The sequence below is a fragment of the Planococcus sp. FY231025 genome, from assembly GCF_052078085.1.
Lineage (GTDB): Bacteria > Bacillota > Bacilli > Bacillales_A > Planococcaceae > Planococcus.
The window spans coordinates 234,848-258,524 of the sequence record NZ_JBQJJG010000007.1 but is presented as its reverse complement, the minus strand read 5'-3'; the positions used below and the strand labels follow the sequence as shown (position 1 = coordinate 258,524).

26 protein-coding genes are annotated in these 23,677 nt (G+C 45.4%); 8 read left to right on the top strand and 18 right to left on the bottom strand.

Translation table 11 applies throughout. The annotated features are described in order from the left end of the window. The first annotated feature begins 33 nt into the window (after positions 1–33). Entirely contained in the window at positions 34–540 is a 507-nt protein-coding gene (gene mug / locus ACTL32_RS11075) for a G/U mismatch-specific DNA glycosylase (protein ID WP_441341535.1), read from the top strand. A 167-nt stretch (positions 541–707) separates the two neighbouring features. Next, entirely contained in the window at positions 708–1,964 is a 1,257-nt protein-coding gene (locus ACTL32_RS11070; RefSeq protein WP_441341534.1) for a YeeE/YedE family protein, read from the top strand. Between the two features lie 85 nt (positions 1,965–2,049). Here the strand turns inward: ACTL32_RS11070 and ACTL32_RS11065 are convergent, their stop codons facing one another. The 6 genes from ACTL32_RS11065 to ACTL32_RS11040 form a co-directional block, all read right to left on the bottom strand. Then, on the bottom strand, positions 2,050–3,213 hold the full coding sequence (locus ACTL32_RS11065; protein ID WP_441341533.1) for a mandelate racemase/muconate lactonizing enzyme family protein: 1,164 nt from the start codon (positions 3,211–3,213) through the stop codon (positions 2,050–2,052). 181 nt (positions 3,214–3,394) lie between these two features. Then, positions 3,395–4,111 (bottom strand): GntR family transcriptional regulator, encoded by a 717-nt coding sequence (locus ACTL32_RS11060; protein WP_441341532.1) that lies wholly within the window; start codon positions 4,109–4,111, stop codon positions 3,395–3,397. 227 nt (positions 4,112–4,338) lie between these two features. Further along, positions 4,339–5,364 (bottom strand): LLM class flavin-dependent oxidoreductase, encoded by a 1,026-nt coding sequence (locus ACTL32_RS11055; protein WP_441341531.1) that lies wholly within the window; start codon positions 5,362–5,364, stop codon positions 4,339–4,341. A 141-nt stretch (positions 5,365–5,505) separates the two neighbouring features. Beyond that, positions 5,506–6,066 carry a GNAT family N-acetyltransferase gene (locus ACTL32_RS11050; protein WP_441341530.1) on the bottom strand — a complete coding sequence of 187 codons (561 nt, stop codon included), beginning with the start codon at positions 6,064–6,066 and terminating at the stop codon, positions 5,506–5,508. A 199-nt stretch (positions 6,067–6,265) separates the two neighbouring features. Continuing rightward, complete coding sequence (locus ACTL32_RS11045; protein ID WP_441341529.1) at positions 6,266–7,465, bottom strand: MFS transporter; 1,200 nt, start codon at positions 7,463–7,465, stop codon at positions 6,266–6,268. A 4-nt stretch (positions 7,466–7,469) separates the two neighbouring features. Next, positions 7,470–8,273: an MBL fold metallo-hydrolase gene (locus tag ACTL32_RS11040; protein WP_441341528.1), complete on the bottom strand. Its 804-nt coding sequence runs from the start codon at positions 8,271–8,273 to the stop codon at positions 7,470–7,472. A 118-nt stretch (positions 8,274–8,391) separates the two neighbouring features. Here ACTL32_RS11040 and ACTL32_RS11035 point away from each other — a divergent pair, with 118 nt between their 5' ends. Beyond that, on the top strand, positions 8,392–8,802 hold the full coding sequence (locus ACTL32_RS11035; protein WP_441341527.1) for an Lrp/AsnC family transcriptional regulator: 411 nt from the start codon (positions 8,392–8,394) through the stop codon (positions 8,800–8,802). Between the two features lie 266 nt (positions 8,803–9,068). Here the strand turns inward: ACTL32_RS11035 and ACTL32_RS11030 are convergent, their stop codons facing one another. The 9 genes from ACTL32_RS11030 to ACTL32_RS10990 form a co-directional block, all read right to left on the bottom strand. Next, entirely contained in the window at positions 9,069–9,617 is a 549-nt protein-coding gene (locus ACTL32_RS11030) for a GNAT family N-acetyltransferase (protein ID WP_441341526.1), read from the bottom strand. Between the two features lie 296 nt (positions 9,618–9,913). Further along, on the bottom strand, positions 9,914–10,120 hold the full coding sequence (gene copZ / locus ACTL32_RS11025; RefSeq protein ID WP_441341525.1) for a copper chaperone CopZ: 207 nt from the start codon (positions 10,118–10,120) through the stop codon (positions 9,914–9,916). Between the two features lie 68 nt (positions 10,121–10,188). After that, the gene (locus ACTL32_RS11020; RefSeq protein WP_441341524.1) at positions 10,189–10,476 is read right to left on the bottom strand and encodes a metal-sensitive transcriptional regulator; all 288 of its coding nucleotides are present in this window, start codon (positions 10,474–10,476) and stop codon (positions 10,189–10,191) included. 125 nt (positions 10,477–10,601) lie between these two features. Then, positions 10,602–12,044 (bottom strand): MFS transporter, encoded by a 1,443-nt coding sequence (locus ACTL32_RS11015; protein WP_441341523.1) that lies wholly within the window; start codon positions 12,042–12,044, stop codon positions 10,602–10,604. A 773-nt stretch (positions 12,045–12,817) separates the two neighbouring features. Next, the gene (locus tag ACTL32_RS11010; RefSeq protein WP_441341522.1) at positions 12,818–13,447 is read right to left on the bottom strand and encodes a class I SAM-dependent methyltransferase; all 630 of its coding nucleotides are present in this window, start codon (positions 13,445–13,447) and stop codon (positions 12,818–12,820) included. A gap of 187 nt (positions 13,448–13,634) precedes the next feature. Continuing rightward, positions 13,635–13,919 carry a hypothetical protein gene (locus ACTL32_RS11005; protein ID WP_441341521.1) on the bottom strand — a complete coding sequence of 95 codons (285 nt, stop codon included), beginning with the start codon at positions 13,917–13,919 and terminating at the stop codon, positions 13,635–13,637. A 333-nt stretch (positions 13,920–14,252) separates the two neighbouring features. Further along, complete coding sequence (locus tag ACTL32_RS11000) at positions 14,253–15,158, bottom strand: helix-turn-helix transcriptional regulator (RefSeq protein WP_441341520.1); 906 nt, start codon at positions 15,156–15,158, stop codon at positions 14,253–14,255. A gap of 25 nt (positions 15,159–15,183) precedes the next feature. Beyond that, positions 15,184–15,498 carry a MazG-like protein gene (locus ACTL32_RS10995; RefSeq protein ID WP_441341519.1) on the bottom strand — a complete coding sequence of 105 codons (315 nt, stop codon included), beginning with the start codon at positions 15,496–15,498 and terminating at the stop codon, positions 15,184–15,186. Between the two features lie 18 nt (positions 15,499–15,516). Further along, complete coding sequence (locus ACTL32_RS10990) at positions 15,517–16,077, bottom strand: DNA-3-methyladenine glycosylase I (RefSeq protein ID WP_441341518.1); 561 nt, start codon at positions 16,075–16,077, stop codon at positions 15,517–15,519. A gap of 382 nt (positions 16,078–16,459) precedes the next feature. On the opposite strand from ACTL32_RS10990, the gene ACTL32_RS10985 reads away from it, so the two are divergent. The 5 genes from ACTL32_RS10985 (at position 16,460) to ACTL32_RS10965 (ending at position 20,430) form a co-directional block, all read left to right on the top strand. Further along, positions 16,460–17,113: a helix-turn-helix transcriptional regulator gene (locus tag ACTL32_RS10985; RefSeq protein WP_441341517.1), complete on the top strand. Its 654-nt coding sequence runs from the start codon at positions 16,460–16,462 to the stop codon at positions 17,111–17,113. A gap of 10 nt (positions 17,114–17,123) precedes the next feature. Beyond that, positions 17,124–17,498 carry a RidA family protein gene (locus tag ACTL32_RS10980; RefSeq protein ID WP_441341516.1) on the top strand — a complete coding sequence of 125 codons (375 nt, stop codon included), beginning with the start codon at positions 17,124–17,126 and terminating at the stop codon, positions 17,496–17,498. A gap of 66 nt (positions 17,499–17,564) precedes the next feature. After that, on the top strand, positions 17,565–18,668 hold the full coding sequence (locus ACTL32_RS10975) for a threonine synthase (RefSeq protein WP_441341515.1): 1,104 nt from the start codon (positions 17,565–17,567) through the stop codon (positions 18,666–18,668). Continuing rightward, positions 18,659–19,018 (top strand): hypothetical protein, encoded by a 360-nt coding sequence (locus ACTL32_RS10970; protein ID WP_441341666.1) that lies wholly within the window; start codon positions 18,659–18,661, stop codon positions 19,016–19,018. Before ACTL32_RS10975 ends, ACTL32_RS10970 begins: the two co-directional genes overlap by 10 nt. 155 nt (positions 19,019–19,173) lie before the next feature. Beyond that, complete coding sequence (locus tag ACTL32_RS10965; RefSeq protein WP_441341514.1) at positions 19,174–20,430, top strand: amidohydrolase; 1,257 nt, start codon at positions 19,174–19,176, stop codon at positions 20,428–20,430. 329 nt (positions 20,431–20,759) lie between these two features. Here ACTL32_RS10965 and ACTL32_RS10960 read toward each other — a convergent pair whose 3' ends face one another. Genes ACTL32_RS10960 through ACTL32_RS10950 form a run of 3 tightly spaced genes read right to left on the bottom strand, consistent with a single transcriptional unit; the run spans position 20,760 to position 23,676 of the window. Then, the gene (locus ACTL32_RS10960) at positions 20,760–21,305 is read right to left on the bottom strand and encodes a DUF1697 domain-containing protein (protein ID WP_441341513.1); all 546 of its coding nucleotides are present in this window, start codon (positions 21,303–21,305) and stop codon (positions 20,760–20,762) included. 38 nt (positions 21,306–21,343) lie between these two features. Continuing rightward, complete coding sequence (locus tag ACTL32_RS10955; RefSeq protein ID WP_441341512.1) at positions 21,344–22,297, bottom strand: Abi family protein; 954 nt, start codon at positions 22,295–22,297, stop codon at positions 21,344–21,346. A gap of 23 nt (positions 22,298–22,320) precedes the next feature. Continuing rightward, complete coding sequence (locus tag ACTL32_RS10950; protein ID WP_441341511.1) at positions 22,321–23,676, bottom strand: esterase/lipase family protein; 1,356 nt, start codon at positions 23,674–23,676, stop codon at positions 22,321–22,323. Position 23,677: the final 1 nt, after the last annotated feature.

Sequence of the window (23,677 nt, the reverse complement as noted above, 5' to 3'; positions counted from 1 at the left end):
CGATATAATGTTCCTACACAAGGAGTGACCAACATGCACCTAGAACCTATCCCAGACCACCTGCAGGAAGAATTGAAAATCCTGTTTGTCGGCTTTAACCCGAGCATCCGCTCATCCGAAACCGGCTTCCACTACGCGAATCCGAACAACCGCTTCTGGAAGATCCTCCACGAAGCGGGACTGACGCCGAGAAAGTTTGCGCCGCACGAAAACCGCGAACTGCTCCAACTCGGCTACGGGCTCACGAACATCGTCGAGCGGCCGACACGGGGAGCGGCGGAGATCACAAAAGAAGAATACAAAGAAGGCGCTGTCCTGCTGCGCAAGAAAATCGAAGCATACCGGCCGAACGCTGTGTGCTTTGTCGGCAAAGGTGTCTATAAGGAGTTCAGCCAAAAGAAAAAGATCGATTGGGGCGTCCAGGAAGATCCGGTCGTCCCCGGAGCAATTGAGTTTGTCGCGCCCTCTTCGAGCGGCCTTGTGCGGATCAAACTGAATGACATCGTGGACGTGTATAGAGGATTGAACAAGTACCTATAGTTTTCCCTGAATGTTGAAACCCCGACTTGAATTTCTTCAACTCATTTCAGCGTATAAACATGAGCCGCTAAATAATTTAACAAGCTTAACAAGTTGACTTGCAATCCCATACGTTCTATCATTATGAATTATTCCGACTAAATTGATAGGAAAAGGGTGTTATGCAATTGACTACCACTAGAGTTCAACCAATCAATGAAGCAAAGGATCCCATCGAAAGAGATGGCCTTGCTTTAAATGCTCCACAAAAAACACTGATTTCAGGGGGCGTCATCGCCGCCATCCTGTTGTTCGTTTACCTGCTGGCAACTCAGCACATCTCCCAGCCCATGCTATTGGGCATCGGCTTGCTGCTGGGTTATACCTTATTTCATGCCCGTTTCGGCTTTACGTCCGCATTCCGCCGCATGGCGTCTGTCGGCAATGGCCAGGCGATGCGCTCGCATATGCTGATGCTGGCAATCGCGGTGACGCTGTTTGCACCGATTCTCGCATATGGCGCCACCTTCTTCGGTGGTCCAGTTGCCGGATACGTGTCGCCGGTAGGCGTTAGCCTGGTCGTCGGCGCCTTCATCTTCGGCATTGGCATGCAACTCGGCGGCGGGTGTGCTTCCGGCACACTCTACGCTGTTGGCGGCGGGCGCACGGTCATGTTCGTGACGCTTGTATTCTTTATCGTCGGCGCCACAATCGGCGCTTATCACTTGCCGTTCTGGACGGAAGAAATGCCTGCATTCGAACCCGTTTCATTGGCGACGTCCACTGGTCTCGGCTACGGCGGCGCATGGCTCGTGTCCATTGCGCTATTTGGCTTTATCGCTTGGCTGACACTAGTCATCGAGAAAAAGAAAAAAGCGCCGAAAATGGCACCGCTCCCGACAGAAAGGGGCTGGAAACGGATTTTCCGCGGCTCATGGCCCCTATTTGCCGCTGCGATTGTATTGGCGGTCCTCAACGCCTTGACGCTCATGACGCGCGGTACGCCTTGGGGCATTACGTCCGCGTTCGCGTTATGGGGTTCCAAAATCGCCAGTGCATTCGGTGTTGACGTGGCAAGCTGGGGCTATTGGCAAGGCGCCAATGCCGCATCGCTGCAAGCGTCCATTTTCACGGATTCCACCACTGTCCTGAACCTCGGCGTCATCATTGGGGCGTTTATCGCTTCAGCAGCCGGCGGATTGTTCAAATTCACCAAAGTCACTGCAGGTAATTTTGCGGCATCCGTCGTCGGCGGACTGATGATGGGCTACGGCGCGCGCCTGGCATTCGGCTGCAACATCGGCGCGTACTTCGGCGGCATCGCCTCCTTCAGCCTTCATGGCTATATTTGGGGCATCTTAGCCCTAGCCGGAACTTTCGTCGCGTTATACATCCGGCCCCTGTTCGGATTGTCGGTTCCCAAATCAACTGATTCCGTGTGCTGACGAAATTAACATCAGTAAAAAACAAAAGGATTGAGCGCCCGCAAACGGCACTCAATCCTTTTATTTTTAGTGCATATGGAATAACTTATTCAGCCACCGAACGAAGCAGCTTGATCAAAGGCCCTTTTGTTTCAAAGCCGATTCCCGGAACGTCAGGCAGCCCGACATAGCCGTCTACGACCGGAATGTCATCCGCAAATCCGCCGAAGGGTTCGAAAATTCCCGGATACGATTCGTTTCCGCCAAGGCCCAAGCCTGCAGCGATATTCAAAGACATTTGATGGCCGCCGTGCGGAATGCACCGGCGGGAAGACCAGCCATTTTCCTTCAGCATATCGAGTATCCGCAAATACTCCACAAGCCCGTAGCTTAACGCGCAGTCGAATTGAAGGTAATCCCGGTCCGGCCGCATGCCCCCGTACCGGATAAGGTTTCGGGCATCCTGCATGGAAAAGAGGTTTTCCCCCGTAGCCATCGGATTTTTATAATGCTTGGCAAGTTCCGCCTGGAGTTCAAAATCGAGCGGGTCTCCTGCTTCTTCGTACCAGAACAAATTATACGGCTCCAGCTTTTCTGCATATGCGACCGCTGTTTTCAAATCGAATCTTCCGTTGGCATCCACTGCAAGCGATTGCCCGGATGGCACCACTTCCAACACAGCTTCGATCCGTCTGATGTCTTCTTCCAACGAATTGCCGATTTTCATTTTCACCACTGAGTACCCCATATTTAGGTATCCCGTCATTTCATCTTGCAGCATCTTGTCATCTTTGCCTGGCTGGTAGTAGCCGCCGGCCGCATAAACAAAGACCTTGTCATCCGGCTTTCCATCTCCGTAGCGCTCTGCCAGCAATTGATACAGAGGCTTCTCTTCGATTTTCGCGACTGCGTCCCATACCGCCATATCCAGTGTCCCTACCGCAACCGACCTCTCGCCGTGGCCGCCAGGTTTTTCACCCTTCATCAGGATATCCCAGATTTTATGGGGGTCCAGATTGGTGCCATCATCATTCAGGACATCATTCGTTTCCGCTTCCAACAAGCGGGGGATGAACCGTTCATGCAGGATGCCACTCGGGGCGTAACGGCCATTTGAGTTGAACCCGTACCCTACGACCCGTTTGCCGTTCTTAAAAACATCCGTCACAATCGCCACAACCGAAACCGTCATTTTCGTAAAATCGATATACGCATTGCTGATGCTCGACTTGATCGGCACTACCTGTTCTTTGATATCTACTATCTTCATCTTGAAACCCCCATTTCCGAATTTAAAATCTATCTAAAGAATACTTAAAGTATACGTAAAAGTCAATTAAATGCGAATTAAATATAAAAATTAATTTAAAAAGCTTGATTACGTATACTTTATTTTATTATAAAATAAAAACGCTCCTGCTAAGAAGCGCTTCATCCCGTCTGGTATTCCTTCATTTACTGTCAATAATTTTCAAGATCTCCTGGTTTCCGCGATGCCGGTGCGAAAGCATCAGCATTTGTACCGCTTTGCTGTCCCTTGCCCTCATTGCCGCAACGATTGCCCGGTGCTCCAAAATGGAGCGGGTAGGAAGCTTCCGCTCATTGATCGTGAACAGCCGTGCACGATACAGTTGGTCGGAATGGCTGTCCATCACCGTTTTCAGCCGCTTGTTCTGCGAATAATCCACAATCAGGTTATGGAATTGGTCGTCTATATCTGTGTAAGCCTTTAAATTATTCTCGAGCAAATGCTTTTCCTGCCGATCAATTAAAGATTCCAGCATTCCAAAGCGTTCTTCATCCATATTCTGCGTAGCCAGCTCCGCTGCCACTCCATCCAAAGCTTCGGCAATTTGGCAGATTTGCTCGATATTTTCTTTGATGATCGGTTCCACGCTAAATCCTTTGCGTGGCATCAACTTGATCCAGCCATCCATTTCCAACCGGATCAAAGCCTCGCGGATCGGTGTCCGGCTCATTTCCAGCATGTCCGCTATTTCAAGTTCCAAGAAAGCTTCGTTGGGCTGCAGCTGAAGGTTCCGGATCGCTTTGCGAATGATGATATACGCCCGTTGCGGCAATCGGTCTTCCTTTACTTCCTCTTTGTAGGATAACAAGATTTTCTTTAACGCTGCTTCATCCTGGCTTCTTTGTTTCTTTTCACTCATTGGGCTCACCAAATTTCATTTTAATAAAAGTGCTGATAGTGAATAAATTATATCAGATATCCAATTGAAGAAGCGCGATTTCACAGACAACACCAGAATCGGAACACACTGAATGCAATTTTCAGCAGCAGAATTGATAACAGCTGTTTCAGCAATAAAACCTTTTGGATAAGTACACTCATAAAAAAAGAAAGAGCTGTGCTAAATTCAGCATTGCTCTTTCTCTCTTATTTTGAAATTGTTGCGGATTCCGCCTCGAATAGGGCATCGCTGACCTGCTTGAAAATTTCATAGGAACGAATTTCCTTTTCAAGGTCATAGATACTGGATAAAGCAATAATTTCATCCACTTGGTAGGCCTGTTGGAAATTGATCACTTCACGGCGAATCGTTTCTGCATCGCCCATGATGGTATATCCAAGCCGGTGGTGGAGGATTTCCAATTCAAATTGGGACAACGATTCGAGAAAGTTCTCAGTCGGCGGGATAAGCTGGCTTAAGTTGTTTGTATAAATGTCGATATACACCTGCAAATGGCTGGCGGCAATAAAAGCTGCCTCTTCCATTGAATCCGCTGCGATGACATTAATGGCCGCAATCACATAAGGCTCCTCCAAATAAGCAGACGGCCGGAAATTTTCCCGGTAAATGGCGAGCGCTTCCTCCATTGCCTCTGGTGAAAATTGTGCTCCGAACGCATAAGGGAGACCCAGATTCGCAGCAATTTCGGCTGAACCGGTTGAGGAGCCCAAAATCAGCACTGGTACATGGGTACCGAGGCCAGGGTAGGCGCGCACTTCTCCTTGGCCTTCTTCATCCCCCAGATAACGCAGAATATCACGCACTTCCCGTTCAAAGAAAAACACGCCATTGTGATTGGATCGCCGAATCACGTCCGCCGTTTTTTGATCTGTTCCCGGCGCCCGGCCTAACGCTAAATCCACACGGTCTGGGTACAAGGTTTCGAGGGTTCCAAATTGTTCCGCTACGACCACCGGCGAATGGTTCGGCAGCATGATTCCCCCTGAACCCACACGGATGTTTTCTGTGTTAGCCAATATATGTTGGACGATTGAGACCGTAGCAGCACTTGCATAGGCATCGTGGTTATGGTGTTCCGCGAACCAGATCCGCTTATAGCCCATTTCATCGACTGCTTTCGCCAACGATACCGCAGAATCAATTCCTTGCTTCATGGTTTCCCCTTGTCTTAATGGGGCAACTGACAACACTGATACATCAAAGTTCTTCATCTGTTTCACCTCTAATTTATTGTTTGCTTTGGCAATGTGGCAATCGGCATCTCTTCTTCCATTTGAGTGGACGGTTTGCCCCCGCTTATGCCCTTGCGCTTATACTTCTTTAACTTCAACCTATTGATTCAAGCATTTGATTTATCTTTCCGCAGACGATGTGATGTGCGGCTTGAACACTGAAAAAAGCAAAGCCCCTGCAAAGTTCTCCAGTAAAGCATAAAATTCATCGATCTGCACCTTGCCTCCTTGTACCATGACCTCGTACAAGCCCCAGCGGTCTTGGTATAAATAAGTGGAGCCCTCATACCCATTCCGGACGTAGAAATTTCTTCTCGTTGCCCTTTGCGCGTAATTGCCGGCAGACTCATCCACAACTTCTATATTGAGGATAATGCGGTTGTCCGGATACTTCTCTTTGATTTTGGCGAGTGCGCGGCCGCCATAGCCTTTTGATCTGGCATTTCCGTCAATTGCGATATACAGGACGTAGGTCAAATTTTCATGGGAGATCAAGTAAGTAAAACCGATATATTCGTCCTCGTCGTAGATTACGAGAAAGTCGACAAACTCCCTTTTTGCTTTCCACATCAATAGGTTCATGGGAATCCGTTCATTTTTTGGGAAGGATCCATAATACAGCTCTTTTACTTGAGTGAATTCGCTTTGTTTTTTTGTTAATGGTTCCATTTTTAAACTCATGCAGTCCGCTCCTATTCGTTACTCTTTCTGACTTCTGTTCACCCAAAGCATGTCTACCTTGTCAAAAGCTTGGGCAAAATAGAAGAGATCGCGGAAGAAATGCATTCCGCGACCTCTTTGTCTTTGAATTGAAAAATGCATTAGCAACCTAAACTGTTCATTGCACGTAAAGCCAGTATTTCGCCAGCCTCAATCCAGGTCATTCTTTTTCTTCGATCAGGCGCATGCGGCCATTCTTTTCTTTTTTTCCAAACAACACGAAATACAGGAAAGATGTCGCAAGTACGGCCACGCCCAGCGCCATATACATCACTGGATAACCGGTTATCGGGATCACCAGCCCTAAAAGTGAAGGACCAAATCCATTGCCGATGTCGAAAAAAATGAAGAATGTCGCAGTAGCGAGTCCCATCCGATGAGGAGCAGCAGCTGAAACTGCGATTGTCTGGCTGATGGAAGAAATATTCCCGAATCCGATTCCGATGAGAGCCGCTGCGATTAAAAGAGCAGCAGCACTGCTTGCAGTGCCCAGGAGAATCATTCCGGCACCGAACACCACAAACGCCGGATACATGATGTAATCTGGCCCTATCCGATCCATCAACCGCCCAGTGAACGGCCGGGATATCAAAACGGTCACGGTATAGACAATGAAGAAAAAGCTGGCTGTTCTCACCAAGTTCAGTTCAATGGCGTATAGATTGATATACGAAAGAACACTCGAGAAGGAAAACGTCATGAGCAGCACAATGAAACTGATGGGAAGTGCTTTCGTCTCGATAAAGTTGGAAAGCCTGAAGCCTTTGTCTTCCCTTTCCACTTCACCCTTTTCCGTATCGGGCACATTGACGAAGAAGCCAATCGCTGTACTCACAACTCCCAAAAGCAGACATAAGATGAAAATCATCTTGAAATCGGTATGGTGTGCCATATATAAGCCAACGAACGGCCCAAGGCCCGTCGCCATCGCTGTGCTGACAGCGAAATAGCCGATGCCTTCTCCTCTTTTGGCGGCGGGCAGCGCGAGGACCACAAGGGTGCCGATTACAGTCGTCGCCACGCCAAGGGCAGTACCGTTCAAAAATCGGCTGATAATGAAAAACGCAAGACCGAAATCCGCCAGGTACAACAGGATTGTCAGCGTGAAGAAGACAAGTCCGATCATCATCAAGCGCTTGTATTCGATCCTGGCACTGATCCCTCCGGCCAGCAGCCGCCCTGCCAAGGCTCCAATGATGAAAATGCCAGCTGTCAGGCCCGCCTGCCCGGTCGTTGCATCGAATTCTTTGAGCGCATAAAGCGCGATTGTGGCATTTAACAACAGGTAAACAAAGACCAAGAAAAAATTCACTAAAGAGAGAATGATGAAATCCTTGGTCCATAATTTCGGTTTGTTCAATTCACTACTTTACTGCGTCTCTTTGGCGCAATGTTTCTTCGATTTGTAAAAATGTATAAGATTCACCGTCTTCTGGCACAATTATCTGAGAAGAGAAACCTTTTTCAGCCGCAAAATTTCTCAATTCCGCTTTCGATAGCGCCCAGTGGTTGACTGCTTCCATATGGACGGAAATGATGGTCGCTTCGGGTGCTGCTTGATGCACTTCAAAGATATCTTCTTTCCCCATGACGAGCGAACCGCCTTCGACGAATTGGTTGTCGCCGCCGTTAACTACGATAACTTCAGGATTGTGCGCATCGAGGGCTTCTTGTACGCCTTCATACCAAACGGTGTCACCTGCTACGTAGAGTGTTTTTTCGTCCTGGTGTTTAAGGACTACGCCGCATACCAAGCCGGCAAGTTTCAATATTTCCCCTCTGCCGTGCTCGCCTTTTGTCTTGCTCAATTGGATGCCTTCAAAGGCCGTATCTTCCTGCAGAACCTCCACGTTTTCGAACCCGGCATTTTGAACTTCTTTTGCATCTTCTTCGTTTTGGGTGAACAATTTGATGTCTTTCGGCAATGCCTCTTTGGCAGCATCGTCCCAGTGATCCAAATGCAAATGCGTCACGATGACAGCGTCCAGATCTTGGATGATTTCATCGACTGAGATTGGCAAGCCACCAAGCGGGTTGTTTTGGTCTTGCCTCGCTGAATTCGGGAACGGCGGATAAACCCCTTTTTCGCTCAAGAACGGATCTACTAGAAACTTTTTCCCTGCGTATTCGATGACCAATGTTGCGTTTCGGATTTGTTGTATGTTCATATTCTTAACTCCTTTAGTTTGAATTACGATAAGTGTATACTAAGAGCACTTTAGAAATACACAGCTTAAATCAAGTCTTTTCCCCCTTTGACTTTATTATTGAAAGGATATGAAATAAATGTTGGATAATACGGATTTACAGATATTAGATGAACTCTCCCGGAACAGCCGCATCTCGATGAAAGAGTTGGGGAAGAAAATCCACTTAAGCGGACCTGCCGCTTCGGCCCGCGTGGAGAAGTTGGAAAGCAGCGGAATTATCGAAGGCTATACCGTCAAAATCAACCAAGTAAAGTTGGGGTATCATGTGCACGCCATCATCAGTATTTATACCAAAAGCACACACCACCAGCCCTACTTGTCTTTTCTGAAAACTCAAGAGCCATACGTGCTCAACAATTACAAAATCAGCGGGGACAGCTGCTACTTGCTCGAATGCAAATTCCCATCCAACGAAGAACTGGATCAATTTCTGGTCAAGTTGAATGAGCATGTAAACTACCAACTTTCCATTGTGATCAATAAATAGCCTGGCTAATATAAAACTTGGTGTAATGAATACTTTTCTATCGTATTCATTGCTCCAAGTTTTTTAATTACCGGCTTAGGCAATCGCATTTTAATAAGTGTCCGTAAAAGTATGCATTCATGGACAAAAAAAGAGCAGGAACTTTAAGCAAAGCTCCTACCCTTTTTAATATTCATGATATGTAAACTATGTAATGATTTCCTGCTAATATTCATGGTGCTTTTTTAAGAAACGAAGGGATGGAAGCCTTGCCACGCTATCGTTTCTTAAGCTCCGAAAACCTTGTACCAGTACAACGTAATGTCGATATTCGGATTTGCGTGCTGCTTCATCGTATCAGCACCGCCCAGCACAAACCCTTCTTTCTCATAAAAATGGCATGCAATCACGTTGTCATTCTGTGCTTCAAGGGATAGGCCGATCAAAGACTTGTCCTGCGCCCATGTTTCTGCAACTTCCAGCAGCATGCGCCCAACTCCGCTTTTGCGAAAACTTGTGCGGACGGCGATATTTTCAATATAGGCAAAGCGGTTCCAGTCTTTCACCAAGCGAATCTGCCCAATGCATTCCTCTTCATGGAACGCCAAAAACACCACTTTCTCCTCGCTGTCGATATACGCTTTCCATTGAAGCTGGTCATCCGGAAAACGCGTTTCCGACTTGGTCTCATATAACTGTTCTTCGTATGACCAGGCACCGTCTAAAAAGCGAGGGAGAATTTTTCCGATCACCGGAAAAGGCTCGTTTGCTTTATTCACAACTCCTATAAGTTTTTCCTCCAAAGGTTTGATTGTAACCTCTTCTTTTTGTTCCATAGATCTCACCTTTCAATATGCATTTACAGTTTTAGTATATTTATTTTTACTAATGGTTTATACAGATTAGAATACAATAAACCTTTTGGAAAATGGAAAAGGGAATCCACAATCCTTATTGGCAAGGAAAGAGTCTTTCTAAAAAGCCGAAAACGAAAGGCCCGAGGAGAAAAAGTAATGCTTTTCTCCTCGGGCCTTTTCCTTATTCTATAACGGCTGATGGGAATGTTGCAGTCCTGCGCACTTCATCGCAATGCGTCCGCCGAAATGGCCAGCAGCCCTTTCAAATAGCACTTTTATACGACACTATATCCTTTTTCTTCGATTGTTTCCTGAATTTCAGCCAATGACGTTTTATTGCTGTCAAAGTCCACTGCCACTTCACCTTTAGCAAGGTCCACTTTTACCGATTCAACGCCTTGAAGTTTGCCTACGCTTGACTCAACCGATTTAACACAATGTCCGCAAGACATGCCTTCTACTTTCAATGTTTCATTCATCATTATTCCTCCTAAGATTTAGTTTCCTTAAAGTTGCTAAAGCTAATTCAAGTAAATCAACTGCTTAACTTTTACTTCGTCATGGTTTTCATGACATCCATCAGTTCGCTGATTGCTTGTTCGCCATTGTTATCTTTGATGGCTTTGGTTACACAATGATGTGTATGATCCTCCAATAAAGCCAGAGATACTTTGTTCATCGCCGATTGAATGGCACTGACTTGATGTAGGATATCCACACAATAGCGATCGTTTTCTACCATCTGATGGACACCGCGAACTTGTCCCTCAATCCGTTTCAACCGGTTCAATAGTTGCTGCTTATTGGGTTGCACTGTTGATTTCATCATTTCTTCCATTATTTGAACCCCCCCGAATCAATATACCCTATACCCGTATCTTACGAAAATAGCGGCTTTTTGTCAAAGCAATTGATTCGTTTAGAAGTCCACTTTTCATTTTCAAAAATGATTTCCCCTAGTTTTTATTCCTCTGCGGGAATGTGTGCCAACTCAGGAGTACGTACAAATATGAACGATAGAACTGCACCGGCAAATGCTACTATTCCGGACCAGAAGAATGCTTGCTGGAACCCTGCATTCAACGACGCAATCGGATCTGCTGAACCGCTTGAAGCCGTCGCCGCTCCGGCAACCGCTACCATGACGGCCAATCCGATTGCAGAGCCTATCTGATAAAACGTATTGTACAGACCTGAAGCCAGCCCCGATTTTTCGGATTCGACTGCAGACACCGATGCTGTTGTTGCCGGCAAATAAGCAAGGGCATTACCTAGTGCTGCCAGTAATGAGGCGAGCAAGACGTTCGTCCAATAGTTCCCTTCAATTGTCGCAGTTTGCGAAAACAGGATGGCCCCAATTCCGAGAATGATAAATCCGATAATCATGGTTTTCTTGATGCCCAGTTTGGCCATCAGTTTTTCCGCTACTGCAACCATGAAGATCGCCATCAAAATCGGCATCGGCAGCAAGGCCATCGCACCGCCGAGTGGCGAAAGCTGCAAGACTTGCTGCAAATACAGCACCAAAATGTAGATCAATGGGAACCACGATGCCGCAATCAAGAATACGGAAATATTTCCGATGGTCAAATTAGGTGACTTGAAAATACTCAGCGGCACAAGCGGCTCTTTTTTCTTGGCTTGAACCAGCAAGAAAATCAAGAACAGGACAACGCCGACTGTTAAAGCCGCTAAAGTATTGAACGACTGCCAACCCCTTTGCTCCGCCATGACAATTCCATACACGATCAGCATAAGCGAAACAGTCACTAACACTGCCCCAAGGTAATCGACGCGGCCTGCTGCTCTGCGTACGCTCTTTTGCAAAAGCTTGGGAGAGAAGATTAGCACGATGAGACTGAGCGGGACATAAATCAATAACGTCCAGCGCCAACCGAACAATTCAGTGATCACGCCGCCGAACACGATGCCCAGTGCGCCACCAGCTGCACCGGAAAGTCCCCAGAAAGCCAGGGCTTTCCCCATCTCTTTCGGATTGGCGGAAAACAGCAGCATGATTAAAGACAACGCTGCCGGTGCGATGAAAGCAGAAGCCAATCCTTGTGCGCCTCGTGCTACATTCATACTCATCTCACTCCAAGCCAGACCGGCAAACAAGGAGGATATGATTAAAATAATGACGCCTAGATTAAAGATGCGCCGGTTGCCGAATAAATCCGCTAATCGGCCACCGAGCAGCAGAAACCCGCCAAAGAAAAGAAGAAAGGCGCTCATCACCCATTGCAGACTTTCCTGGCTGTACCCCAGCGTTTCTTTGATCGAAGGCAAAGCAATCTGGACAATCGCTGAATCCATCATTACAAGAAAGTTTGCAAAGCATAAAAGCACGAGTGCTTTCCAGCGTTTTGGATCCGGTTGTTGAATCGTTGGTGTGTGTGTTGACATGGTTACATCTCCTTCTAGCATTTGATTAGGTAGCAGGAAGTTCATTTTCTGCTGTCCGTTTGCGATTTTTCACTTGTTCTCCGCCCGCAGTCGATAGGCAATCCAGTATGTAAATGAGCGCCAGTTGTCCGGCGTTTAGTTTCGCGCTGACTCCGATACTGCAATTAACGGCGAGCTTTATTTCCTCTTGTTTTTCCAATCGCTTTTTCCACTCTCTCTTGATTGATCTCCGCAAAGATTTCTACACGGCAAGAATCGAATTAATACCCTATACATGTAGAGGGTATAATTTAAGGTAAAAAAAATACTAATCGCTTTATCCTAGCCTACTGTTGGCTTCGTACATTCTTATTCTTTTGTTTTCCACTCCCCCTTGTCTCTCCGAGATTTTCATTTCCTCTACTGACTTCACAAAACCAATATACAGTACCCCCCTATAGTATGTAAAGTGATTAATTTGATTTTCGGATAAAAATGAATTTGAAAAGGTCCTTTAAGTGGTCCCACTACTTTGTCCCGGATGGGAACGCCGGAAACCGCGAGAGTAATCCGAAGGCATGCCATCATTGATTCTTTGATCAAAAAACTAACGGAATTTCCATTAAACGAATAGTACGCATAATCGTCTTCAAAAGAAATCTTACACTAAAAAAAATTATTACACACAGCCAAACCCGATTGTTTACAGAAATACTTCTTTCAATAGAAAAGGAGGAAAGCTGTGCGGGAATCGGCCACTTTCCTCCCTTTCTGTTTATGCAATAGACAATTGCTTAATCCTTCTTTTTACCGGAAACTGCTACAGTATGAAAGCCCCTTGAACTCGGACCTTTTATTAATCCGACTTCGGAAAATCCCTGGCTCTTCATAAGCGGAATTAACTGATCCCTTACCATGCGATCTATGCCTTCCCACTTCTCCTCGTTCTTGCCATTACAAAGCGTAATGATGCACTTCCCGCCAGGTTTTAAGACCCGAAATATTTCGGTTACAGTGGCAGATAGTTCATCCCAAAAATAGATGGTGTGGATGCTGAATACTTTTTCAAATTGCTCGTCTTCACAAGGTAAACTATTCACATTCCCCTGTACTAACTTCGCTTTTCCTGCTTGTAATGATTTTTTATTTCTAATGGCAGCTGATCGGATAACAGCCGGCGATAGGTCCAACCCTACAACTTCTTTAACTATATTTTTCTTCAAAATAAGTTTCATGGCGTAGCCAGCCCCACATCCGAGTTCCAATACACTGTCTCCTGGCTGAAGATTTAATCGTTCAATTGTCCATAGTGTTTCAGGTTTATGTTGCACGACCATCTTTTCACCGATATAAGTCCCGATCAAGCCCTTTGGATTTTTGTATTGATTATCAATAAACTTTTTAACTTTATTCTTTAGTTCCACAATTCACCAACTTCATTTTTTAATAAGTTCTGTATTTACCTAGTTCTCTTGAAGCCATCTAATTTCCTGCTTCACCGCTCTTGTCGTTATGCATGTAAAACAAGCAGTCTTTAAAGTACAGTTCTGCAAACTAAAAAGATAAGAAATTCATGATAAGAAAAAATTTTAGCCAAGAAGAATAAGTTATTTATTTTTGTTTTTTCAGCTCTAAAAATATAGGAGCTATATTCAATAAAATCGATGTAATCGTCAAACCCCATAACGCCACTGCCTTGATGGGCACGACATCCAGTAAAGCAGACCAATCTTCTGCCCTCACCCAATCGGACACCATGCTGTAATCTGCCACGACTGTTAAAGCTGTAAATGACAATCCCATTGCCATTGCCAATTTATAGTCTTTGCCACTGGCATACATATAAAGATTTATATAAGTCGCTGCTATTGCAATAAGGCCGAGTATGAACCACATGATTACGCCTCCATTATTTTTTATTTGTTATGAAGATTTATTAAAAATATAAATGGTTCAGTCGGATCCTTTTTTTAAAACTACTCTCATTTAGCAGAAAGTTTATGTACTCTTTATTAACGACATAAAGTTACAAAAGTTTCCAAATTCGAGTTCGAATAAGGATATCCGTTTTTAATAAGTGAATTCTAAAAAATTAAAAGGAAGAGAGAATACCAGCATTCTCTCTTCCTTTTATTCAATGAAGTTATATTCTTTGCTGTTGCCGATAATCCAACGATATGTAAACCTTAACACTCAATAGCAGTAAGCATCCAGTATCTTTATTTACTTTCATTTAAGATTATTTTTTATTTGATCGACTTTCTTTAAAAGCCTTAACCGTACTTCTTCCGAATCCACTTTCTCCAGTAATGTGCCAAATGACAATAGATAAGAATCTAACCAAGGAGTATCCGGCAAGCGGGCTTTAACTAAAAAGGAGCCATCTTTATTCTTAGAAATCATATCTTCGTCAAACTCGTCATACACTCGATATGCACCTTCTGGAGATACCTGAAACGATACTGGTATGGATAACTTGCCAATTTCTCTCTCGGCCTCCCCGACTCCTTCTGGCATCGGTTTTAAAACGAAGGGCTCTTTAGTTACGCTCACTTTTCGCATCCTGCTGATTTTAAAAATACGAAATTGCTCTTTTTCTAAACAGTAACCTACGAGGTACCAAGCATTTTGTTTAAATTGCAGTTGGTATGGCTCTGCGTATCGCTCACTTTTCACACCACTCGAATTAAAGTAGGTGAATCGAATTTTAACTTGATAAATGATCGAATCCCGCAATGAAAAGAATAATTGCTTTTCTTTTTTTCTGCTTCCCCATGGCGAAAAATCAATATCCATCCAGTTACTCGTGTCCCGCTTAAATAACTGAGCGGCCTTTTTTAAGACTTTTTCTGTATCCGGAAAATCTGTCACTGCCAATGTCTGCAGTCCTATCAGGATATCTGCTTGTTCTTCACGAGTAAATAATGAAGCCTTCAAGGCATATCCTTCGAGTAAAGAAATTCCTCCCCCCCTTCCTTTACTGGCATAAACCGGGATGCCAGCACCACTTAACAAATCTATGTCGCGGTAAACGGTTCGTGTTGAGACTTCGAAATGCTCAGCTAGTTCTTTGGCAGTTACTCTTTTTTTATCCAGAAGGATATAGATGATTTCAAAATGCCTAATGATGGTCACAGCGAAACCTCCTGCCAAATATTTCTCATAAGAATTGCTTTTCCTTTTCCTCTAAGAACTGTTCCAATGCTTGGTTGCAGTCGATGCCCATCCGTTCGGCTAAAATAATGATCCACCAGATAGACTCTCCAATCTTGTGCTTAAGTTCAGGTTCAGGATCGCTGCCCACTGGCCACCTTTCCTCATGAGCCAGTGTCAGACGCCCGATAAGCGCTGCATCGGTTAAAAATGCCAACGCATCCTCTTGCACCGACCAAACGGAACCATGGTGCTTTTCCTCCAGTTCATGATAGGCCTTTCTAATTTCCAATGACTGGTCAATCGCTTGTTTAAATTCCATATCAATTCTCCTCGCCGGTTATTTGTTCAATGTATGAAACTTACACGATTGAATATGATCATCCACTATTCCGATGGCTTGCAAAAAGGAATACGTAGTGACAGGACCTACAAATTTAATGCCTCTCTTTTTTAACTCTTTGCTGATCAGTATGGATAATGAGGTTTGGGACGGAATCTCCCCCTCGGTCTTCCAATTATTAATAACGGGATTATATTCAACAAAGCGCCATAAAAAATCGGAGAAACTCTTAAACTCTTTTTGTATCTTTAATACGGCTTGCGCATTGCTGCGAATGGATTGAAGCTTCGAAAAATGCTTGATGACCTGATAGTTCACTTTTATGGCTTCTAAATCCGTATCACTCAATCCAGCGCAATATTCGATATCAAAGTTTTTGAACGCTGCCTGGTATGCTTCCCGTTTCGCTAAAACAATGCTCCAGGATAAGCCGGCCTGTGCCCCTTCCAATGTCAGCATTTCAAAAAGATATCTGTCGTCCCGATTCGGACGGCACCATTCCTCATTATGATAAGCTTGCAAAAGTCCAGTGCTTTTCGGCCACGCGCAATCACCCATCGATCAGTTCACCTCTTTCATCTTATTGAACTCACTGTACCATTCTTAATAAGACAACTGCGTGTCATATTAAGAATAATAAAATGAGGCCATTTCTTTATGTAGACTTCCATTCTATTTAATTAAGTGTACGTATAAGCTCGTTTTTCCAAAATAAAAAGACTAGAAGCTCATACATGAGTCTCTTGCCTTCCGATAAATTCATGATATGTAATCTAAATTTTACGACCTAGTATACTTAGGAGCATACTATTTATTTTGAGTTGATTTTCTTCGCTTATAAGAAGTTTTCAAATTATATATAAAAAATTATATATAATTTGATTTTTCATAGAAAAAAATATATATTTGAATAGAATTTTAAAAAATGGGGTCGTTAGAGATGACAGAAATCAAGCGCATATTAGAAAATTATATTCCTTTAGCCAAATCCACCGCAAAAATGTTCGGGCCGAACTGTGAAATCGTGATTCATGATTTAACAAACCCTCATGCTTCCGTCATGTTTACCGTGAACAATCACGTTACAGGCAGAGAAATCGGTCAATCTTTCGATCACTTGGTGAAAACTGTTTTGCAATCCAAACAGTTCAAAGAAGATCATCTCGCGGGCTATTCATTCAAAACAGAAGACAATCGCACCATTCGTTCTTCAACTTCATTGATACGGGATAACGAGCAAAAAGTCATTGGCGCATTCTGTATCAATTTTGATGTGGAAGCACTGAATCAAATGCAGCATTTTATGGATACGTTTCTTTCTCCACCAGTCGACGTGCAAGAAAATCGAACTCCTTCGTCAGAAGATGAAATTGAGAATGTTGAAGGAATAGTGGATCAGCTGATCCAGCAAATCATTCAAAACAGTGTTCATCCATTCATGAAACGCTATGAAAAGATTGAATTAATAAGATTTATGGACGAGAAAGGTATTTTTCTTATGAAAGGGTCGGTTGAGAAAGTCGCCTCTTTGCTGGGTATTTCTAAAGTAACGGTTTACAGCTATTTGGACGATATCAAAAATAAATCAAGTTAAGGAGAATTACATGAAAAGCCTTTTTGAAGTAGGAAATTTAAAATCCAACGGCCACTATGCATTGGCTACCATTCACGAGAACACGATCTACGTATCGGGCCAGTTTGCCATCAACCCAGAAACCGGTGAAAAAGAATTTGGCACGATCGAAGAAGAAACGTTAAAAGCGCTGAAGAATATAGAAAAGATTGTGGAAGCCGCTGGAAGTAAGAAAGAGCAGATTCTGCGCATGACGCTGTATATACCGGATGTGCAGCTTTGGAGTCGAGTAGATGGCGTCTATAAAGCGTTTTTTGGTGAATCAAAACCGGCTCGGACCGTGGTTCCGACCAACGAACTGCACTTTGGCTTTAAAATTGAAGTGGAAGCCATCGCCTATATCTAATTTTTTTACCTACAGCATATAAAAAAGTCTATATTATATAAAAAAGTATTGAGAGGTTGATAAAAGATGACTCAATTTATTTGCCATAGCTGCAGTAAAAAGTACGATGTTACACCTTCTCTATGGAGATGCGAATGCGGAGGAGTATTAAATATAGCAAAAGACACCCCTAAAATTGATGTCAGCTCTTGGAACAGCTACCCGAATTCATTGTGGCGTTATTTCGAAACCATGCCCTTCGAAAAAAATTCTAACACATGGGAATCTGTGACGATGGGTGAAGGTCAATCACCTTTAATCGTGTTGGATTCTGTAGAACCGAATGTTTACGTAAAAGTCGATTATATGATGCCTACCTTATCCTTTAAAGACCGTGGCGCTGTTGTGTTAATGACAAAGGCAAAAGAATTAGGCGTAACAAAGGTAATTGCCGACAGCAGCGGCAATGCTGGCACAGCCATTGCCGCGTATGCAGCACGCTGTGGGATTCCTTGTGACATTTATCTAAGCGATGAAACTTCACCCAAGAAAATCGCACAAGTCAAAGCGCACGGTGCCACGATCAAAGAGATCCGCGGTACACGGGAGGATGTGGCAGCTGCGGCACAGCAGGCAGTAGACGAAGAAAATGTGTTCTATGCCAGCCATGTGTACAATCCTTATTTTTACGAAGGGACAAAAACATATGCTTATGAGATTTATGAACAACTGGCAGGTGCGCCAGACGTTTTAATAATTCCGGTTGGCAACGGCACCCTTCTCTTGGGAGCGTATTATGGCTTTAAAGAGTTGCTCGAAAATAGCTTAATCGATAAAATGCCGAAAATCGTAGCCATTCAAGCGGACAATTGCGCGCCCCTTGCGAAAGCTTTCCAATCCGGCGAGCAATCAGCAGCACCTGTTGCCAACAGAGGAACTTTAGCGGAAGGCATCGCCATTGCTGCCCCTGCCCGTTCCCAACAGATTTTAGAAGCTGTACGCAATACTGGAGGCATCTTTATTAATATTGAAGAAAACGAAATCTTGAGCGCACGTGCTGCCCTGAGTGACAAGGGATTCTATGTGGAAATAACATCAGCAGTAAACTATGCGGGCTATCTCAAGTACGCAAAGATACCCGAAGAAAAAATAATCATCCCTCTTTGCGGTGCAGGGATTAAATCAAAATAACCTTAGAAGACCAGCTCGGTAAAATCTATGCGCATCAAGGCGACGACCGGTATTTATATGATGCAGCGGTACAAGCCGGCGCAAAAGGAATCGTCGTAGCCACGACTGGCGGTTATACCCTTTCTGCACAAACACAGGCTGGAATTCCGGATGCGATAAATAGCGAAGTCCTTGTCAGACGTTCCTCACGGCTCGCTACAGGATTCGTAAGCCGTACTGAAATGGACAATCAATACGGTTATATCATTTCTGGATCATTAAATCCCCCGAAGGCACGGATTCTTCTAATGTTGGCATTGAGCTTAACAAATGATAAAGAGGAGACTCAAAATTATTTTTATAGGTACTAATTTTTTAGTAATGCCTTCTGTAAATTATACTTTTATAGATGAAGAAGGAAAGTAGATGTTAACCAAAGCGCATCTGTTCTTCAATAAATATTCATTTTTTTAAGATTATCTCTTGGATTAGAGCTTTTCGAAAATTGAAAGTGAGGCGATAAAGAATGGATATTATTTCTTTGAGACGAGATTTTCATATGTACCCTGAGGTCGGATTTACTGAATTCCGAACCGCTTCTAAAATAGTAGAACTCTTAATTTTTTTTGGATACGATGTCATTTATGGAAGAGATGCAATGGATGAAGAGTCAAGGAAAGGCGTGCCAACTGTTGGGGTGCTAGAAAAGGAATATCATAGAGCCATAAAGGACGGAGCTAATTCCGAAATTATTTCGCAGATGAAAGGTGGCTATACTACTGTTGTGGGGGTTTTAGAAGGGAAAAAACCTGGCCCTACAATTGCTTTTCGTTTTGATATTGATGCATTGCCGATTTTAGAATCTCAGGAAATGGACCACCATCCTGAAGCCAACCGATTTGGTTCAAAATATGAAGGAACCATGCATGCATGCGGTCACGATGGACATATCGCTATTGGATTGGGACTTGCTGAAAAACTCTCAGACGGTCATTTTTCCGGAAAAGTTAAACTAATATTTCAAGCAGCCGAAGAAGGGGTTCGTGGAGCGTACTCAATTGTTCAGAAAGGTTTACTGGATGATGTAGATTATCTCTTTTGCCATCATCTAGGAGCAGATGTTCCGACCGGAGAATTCCATGGAGGGTCAACAGAGTTCCTCGCAACGACAAAAATGGAAGGTCATTTCTATGGCATAGCTTCTCACGCAGGGGCTAGTCCGGAAAGTGGTCGGCATGCTTTGATGGGAGCTGCCACTGCTTTATTAAATATTCATGCAATCCCGCGTTTTAGTTCAGGGCTTACTCGTGTCAATGTAGGGGTTTTAGAAGGTGGAACGGCAGCTAATATTATTCCCGAGTATGCAAAAATGAAAGTTGAAACTAGAGCTCTTTCTAAAGAAGTGAACTTAGATTTAGAAAAAAGAGTAAGGAATATTATCGCTCAAAGCGCAGCTATGCACGAGCTTGAACATGAAATTGAAATTATTGGTGCCGCTATTCCAATTAGTTGTGACCAGGAATTAGTTGAGTTAGCTATAGAAGAGGCTAAGCAAGTGGAAGGATTTACCTCATTCGGCAATGGGAACGGCAAAGGTATAGGCAGTGAAGATGCTAGCTACATGATTGAACGAGTTCAGGAAAAAGGTGGAAAAGCTACCTATATGATGATTGGATCTAGCCTACCTGCACCGCACCATCATCCGAAGTTCGACATTCAGGAGGAAGTTTTACCTTGTGCTGTAGAATTGTTCAACCGAATCGCCAGACGAATACTCCAGTAAAGCCCATCCTTTCCCTCCAATTATTTTGCGTTCGATTATAAATCATCTTTTGCTGATTCACTCTAAAAGAAGCGTTCGTAAAAGTACACCTTTACGAACGCTTTAAAACAGCCGAAAACGCAAAAAAAAAAAGTTCGTAAATGTGCCAAAACATTTTACGGACGTTCGTTAATTTACAGCCACGTTTACGAACGCTTTTCAACTGGAATTTAAGAGGATTCTTTGCACTTGGTAGCAAGACAAATTCGGCGACGAAGATCCGCAGCTGAAGAGGAGGCTTCTAAAAACGCCAAAACCGCCTTCCTTTGAATTGGATGGCGGTTCAGGTTTTATTCCTTCAGTTCTTTCATCAGTTCAAGGATTTTCCGCACCGAGTTCACATTGCGGATGGTGACGAGCTTGTAGAGCTTGGTGCCGACGATTTTCGACATGCCGCTCCTGGTCACCTTGTCCCGGTCCACCGACCACAGGATGGCGCCCGCCACATAATGCGCGCGGTCGATTTCCGGCTTCAGCGGCAGTTGCTCCATCACCGCTTCTTCATCCGCTTCTTCCCATAGGAACAGCACATCGCTTTTCAGCCGGTCGTCGTTCGTCCAGTCATCCGGCACCGCCTCGGCGATGCGTGTGTATTCATCGATCGAGTACACCAGCACTTTGATGCGCAGACCGAAATGGGCGAAGATGGCCTCTTCCAATACAGCCATGATTTCCTGCTTGGCGCGGCCCGCATCCGCAAAGACGATGTTCCCGGAATTGATGTACGTCTTGACCGATGTCATCCCCGCTTCTTCGAAAACCTGCTTGAGCTCTTTCATATTGACTTTGTTATTGCCTCCGACATTGATCCCTCTGAGCAGTGCAGCGTAAATCATGCGCCCATCCCCTTTTCAAAGATTATAAAAACCGCTGTTCAATTCTCCCGGAAACCGGTATCGCGCATGATTGCGCCGTACGCACGCCCTGGCAGCTCCCGCTTCAGCTCGGCCATCAGCCGCTCCAATTCAACTGAGAAGACGTCGTATTCCTCTTTTGCCAATAGTAGCCGCAGTACACTCACTACTGAATACACAGTGCCTTTTGCAAGGCTGCCCCCTGCCATGCGGAGGCTCGCTTCAACGCCGTCCAGTTTTTCCGGATGCGGCAGGCGGAACCGGTACAGCACTTCCTCGTGCGCGGATTTGTTGCGGTACGGGAACACGAGGCGCAGGATGGCATCGAGCTCTTCCGGCTTCAGCCGGGCCTGTTCGTATTCCTCGCTGAACTCTTCGGCGAAATCCTGTGCAATCCGCTCCCGCAGTCCTTCGTCGATGACGGAATAAAAGTTTGTGATCTGTCCGAGCGACAGGAAGTTCACCAGCACCCAAAGCGGCACGTTCCTGTGCTTGTCGTAAAATTCCCGGATTGCCGGATACCTGACCCGGTCCCGCTTTTTATGGCTTTTGATCAGGTTCGCAAGCGTCGAGATGATGCGGTCGCGCTCGTGGTGATGCGCCGGGTCCAGGCTGTAATGGGCCGTTTCCAAAAAGCTGTCGGCCTCCCGAAACTTTTCGGAAAAGCGGTACGCCACTTTCGATTTGATGTTCTTCTCGAATTTCAGCAGCTCGTTGAGCAGCAGCATGCGCAGCTCGCGGTCGAAGCGGTACAGCGCATAAAGATGCCCGAACTCGGCCCCTTTCTGGTATTGCTCCAGCCCATACGGATTCAGCCGTTCGTCGTGTTCCAGAAAAGGCTCTTTATAGCCGTCGACCAGGGCGTAATAATTCTCGCGCGACAGCACGCGTTTCGCTGCTGCCTTGTCCGGCACCAGAAGGCCGCGGTTTTGGAGTATGGTGATCTGTTCATCGTGAGATGCGAAAGCTTTCATCCGGCTCATCCTTTACCTGTTCTTCATTTTAAATACAATAATGCCTTGTCGAGCGGCTCGTGCCAGCCCGCCCCTTTAAAATACTCGAAATGATGCTTCTCGATTGGAATCGACGGCATGTGGGTTTCGTTGATTTTTGTCATGTTCCCGCTATGTACGATCAGGTCATGCGGCGCGCCTTCGAACTGCCCCGCGAGCGAAAAATACTTTTTGCTGTAATGCAGCCGGTCGTTAGCATTGAGCTCGCTGATGAACGCGCTCTTGTTCGCCAGGTCCTCCAAGCCTCTCAGCTTCTTCGAGACGATGAGCTGCCGGAGATCTTCGGTTTTGATCGGCAGCAGCTTCAGGAGGCTCCCCAATAGGAAAAGGTTCCGGACCAGGTTTTGGTTGCTGATGAGGAGCGAGCCGCTGTTCGGGGTCCCAGCCATGATAAGCTGGTCGATTTCGGCGCCATGCAACACTTCCGCCGAACGTGCGACCAGCCCGCCCATGCTGTGGGCCACGATGAGCACTTCACTTTCCGGGTATTTCGTTCTGAGATTCTTGATATTCTCGGAGAGCCCCTTGCCGCTGTCGGCAATCGGCTGGTTGATCGTCAGGTAATCAAACCCGAAAACATGGAAGCCTTCCCGCTCCAGATGGATCGCCAACTCATGGTACGCTTTCCGGATCCTTGAAGCGAGCCCGTGGACGATGATGGCGATTCGCTTCAGGCCGCCTCCCGGGATGTCCGGCACTTCCCCATCTTCGAGTTCCCGGAACCCCGCACCGTCGAATTCAAGGAAGCCCGTGCCTTTGCTGCTTTGGAACGCTTCGGTTTCCTGGAATTTATTCAGCACCACATAAAAGCGGTTCCGGATCGATTTTTCAACTTCTGTCGGAGACATTTCGAGGTGTCCCGCATTCGGGCGCTTCGCAAATTTCTCCCTTTCCGCTTCGGTGCGCTTCAGCAGGTGCCGCACATTTCCTGCAGAAAGCTTCGAGACATGCGCACTGCCGACGGCTTTCGGCACCGGCAATTCTACCCGTGGCGACAGGAGCGTCCACAATTCCGCCTCATCGATTTCTTCGTCGTCGAGCAGGCGCAGATAATCTTCCTGGATGGAATAAAAGAACTCGTCCTCTTGGCAGATCAGGTTCATGGCGAAGCCTTCCCCGCTTCCATGCGCATCTTTTAAGCCTTCCTTGATTTCCACACGGTAGACGGTCTTGCACGTTGCATGGAGCGGATGATTGATTTTGCTGTCGGGCAGAGCCGTTTCCTTTATTGTCACACGGCCGCCCAGATAGCTCCGTTGCCCAAACGCTTCAAGCGCCGGTGCTGCCAATGTGTTGATCGTGATGGTATTGCCCTGTTCACTGATAAATCTTTCAGCCATT

Coding starts and splice junctions, on each gene's coding strand:
- mug (WP_441341535.1), top strand. CDS start 34: ATGCACCTAGAACCTATCCCAGACCACCTGCAGGAAGAATTGAAAATC.
- ACTL32_RS11065 (WP_441341533.1), bottom strand. CDS start 3,213: ATGAAGATAGTAGATATCAAAGAACAGGTAGTGCCGATCAAGTCGAGC.
- ACTL32_RS11060 (WP_441341532.1), bottom strand. CDS start 4,111: ATGAGTGAAAAGAAACAAAGAAGCCAGGATGAAGCAGCGTTAAAGAAA.
- ACTL32_RS11055 (WP_441341531.1), bottom strand. CDS start 5,364: ATGAAGAACTTTGATGTATCAGTGTTGTCAGTTGCCCCATTAAGACAA.
- ACTL32_RS11050 (WP_441341530.1), bottom strand. CDS start 6,066: ATGAGTTTAAAAATGGAACCATTAACAAAAAAACAAAGCGAATTCACT.
- ACTL32_RS11040 (WP_441341528.1), bottom strand. CDS start 8,273: ATGAACATACAACAAATCCGAAACGCAACATTGGTCATCGAATACGCA.
- ACTL32_RS11035 (WP_441341527.1), top strand. CDS start 8,392: ATGTTGGATAATACGGATTTACAGATATTAGATGAACTCTCCCGGAAC.
- ACTL32_RS11030 (WP_441341526.1), bottom strand. CDS start 9,617: ATGGAACAAAAAGAAGAGGTTACAATCAAACCTTTGGAGGAAAAACTT.
- copZ (WP_441341525.1), bottom strand. CDS start 10,120: ATGATGAATGAAACATTGAAAGTAGAAGGCATGTCTTGCGGACATTGT.
- ACTL32_RS11020 (WP_441341524.1), bottom strand. CDS start 10,476: ATGGAAGAAATGATGAAATCAACAGTGCAACCCAATAAGCAGCAACTA.
- ACTL32_RS11015 (WP_441341523.1), bottom strand. CDS start 12,044: ATGTCAACACACACACCAACGATTCAACAACCGGATCCAAAACGCTGG.
- ACTL32_RS11005 (WP_441341521.1), bottom strand. CDS start 13,919: ATGTGGTTCATACTCGGCCTTATTGCAATAGCAGCGACTTATATAAAT.
- ACTL32_RS10995 (WP_441341519.1), bottom strand. CDS start 15,498: ATGGAATTTAAACAAGCGATTGACCAGTCATTGGAAATTAGAAAGGCC.
- ACTL32_RS10990 (WP_441341518.1), bottom strand. CDS start 16,077: ATGGGTGATTGCGCGTGGCCGAAAAGCACTGGACTTTTGCAAGCTTAT.
- ACTL32_RS10985 (WP_441341517.1), top strand. CDS start 16,460: ATGACAGAAATCAAGCGCATATTAGAAAATTATATTCCTTTAGCCAAA.
- ACTL32_RS10980 (WP_441341516.1), top strand. CDS start 17,124: ATGAAAAGCCTTTTTGAAGTAGGAAATTTAAAATCCAACGGCCACTAT.
- ACTL32_RS10975 (WP_441341515.1), top strand. CDS start 17,565: ATGACTCAATTTATTTGCCATAGCTGCAGTAAAAAGTACGATGTTACA.
- ACTL32_RS10965 (WP_441341514.1), top strand. CDS start 19,174: ATGGATATTATTTCTTTGAGACGAGATTTTCATATGTACCCTGAGGTC.
- ACTL32_RS10960 (WP_441341513.1), bottom strand. CDS start 21,305: ATGATTTACGCTGCACTGCTCAGAGGGATCAATGTCGGAGGCAATAAC.
- ACTL32_RS10955 (WP_441341512.1), bottom strand. CDS start 22,297: ATGAAAGCTTTCGCATCTCACGATGAACAGATCACCATACTCCAAAAC.
- ACTL32_RS10950 (WP_441341511.1), bottom strand. CDS start 23,676: ATGGCTGAAAGATTTATCAGTGAACAGGGCAATACCATCACGATCAAC.